1 protein-coding gene is annotated in these 1,320 nt (G+C 70.8%); it reads right to left on the reverse strand.

All coding sequences use genetic code 11. The features are described 5' to 3' along the window. Nucleotides 1-341: 341 nt before the first annotated feature. A partial coding sequence (locus DMC18_RS22090) for a L,D-transpeptidase (RefSeq protein ID WP_110133311.1) occupies nt 342-1,320 on the reverse strand: 979 nt, incomplete at its 5' end.

Here is a 1,320-nt window from a genome sequence, read left to right on the forward strand (position 1 = left end):
GGCGTTAAGAGCGCCGCCGCCCGGGAAGCCGGCAGCCAAACGACCGCGCGGAGCGCACGGCTTCGTCGAAACGGTATCTGTCTACACATCTCCGGGCGTCGCCCCGGCGCTCCGCTCTCCTTCACCAACTCGCAGCGAAAGCGCGGGATTGCCCACCCGTTCCCTCTCCCCTTGCGGGAGAGGGTGGCCTCCCGAAGGAGGTCGGGTGAGGGGTCTCTCAGAACCCAACACCGCGTGCAGCGGTCAGGCCGGGTGAGGTGTCCGATGCCTGAGAAACCCCTCATCCGACGGCCTCCGGCCGCCACCTTCTCCCGCAAGGGGAGAAGGCATGCTCAAGCCCCCTACTCCCCCCTCGCCTCCTCGCCCAGGAACCGCACCTTGGCCCCCTTCTCCACCGACGCCCCCAGTTGCTGCGCGTCCCAGTTGGTCAGGCGCACGCAGCCGTGCGAGGCGCGCTTGTTGACCAGTTTCGGATCGGGCGTGCCGTGGATGCCGTAGGTGTCCTTGGTCAGGTCGATCCAGGTCGAGCCGACCGGATTGTTCGGCCCGGCCTTGATGGTCAGCTTGCCCTTGGGCTTGCCGAAGGTCAGGCGCGAGGGATCGTAGGTGTAGGTCGGGCGCGGCGCGACGGTGCGCACCGCCCACTCGCCGCTGGGGGCCGGGCGCTCGGTGCTGCCCACCGTGGCCGGATAGACCGCCAGGAGGTTGTCCTGACCGTCATAGGCTCGCACCTGGCCGACGCCCTTGTCGATGTCGATCCGCGTCACCTTGGCCGGCAGCTCGCTCGGCCCCAGCGCCGCCACGGCGATGCGGGTCCCCGCCTTGCCGAAGTCGGCCCCGGGATTGAGGGCCTGCAGCAGCGCCTCGTCCATGTGGAAGCGCTCGGCCAGGGCCTCCAGCGGGCTGGTGTAGGAAAGCGCCGGCAGCCTGGCCATCCCCTCGTAGTCGTCCTTGGGGATCGTCTTGGCGTACGGCCCGTCGGCGTCCTCCTGGGTGATCACGTAGTCGGTCAGCACCTGGCCGCCGTCGGCCTCGATCAGCGCCTTCCACAGGTCGGGCGTCACCTCGCCGTCGACCGTGAGGCCCTGCGCCTGCTGGAAGGCCTCGATGGCCAGCTTCAGATTCGTGCCGGTCACCCCGTCGATGGACCCAGGCGAAAAGCGGGCCCGGTCGAGCAGCACCTGCACCCGCACGAGGGAGGGCGCGATCGTCGACGGATCGGCCGGCGGCGCGGTCTGCGGGCCGGCGGCCTCGACGGCCTGGGCCAGGGGCGAGCGATCGGCCGGAGCGGCCTTCGGCGACGGGGGGGCCTGAGCCGCC

The sequence above is a fragment of the Caulobacter sp. D5 genome (assembly GCF_003185805.1).
Lineage (GTDB): Bacteria > Pseudomonadota > Alphaproteobacteria > Caulobacterales > Caulobacteraceae > Caulobacter.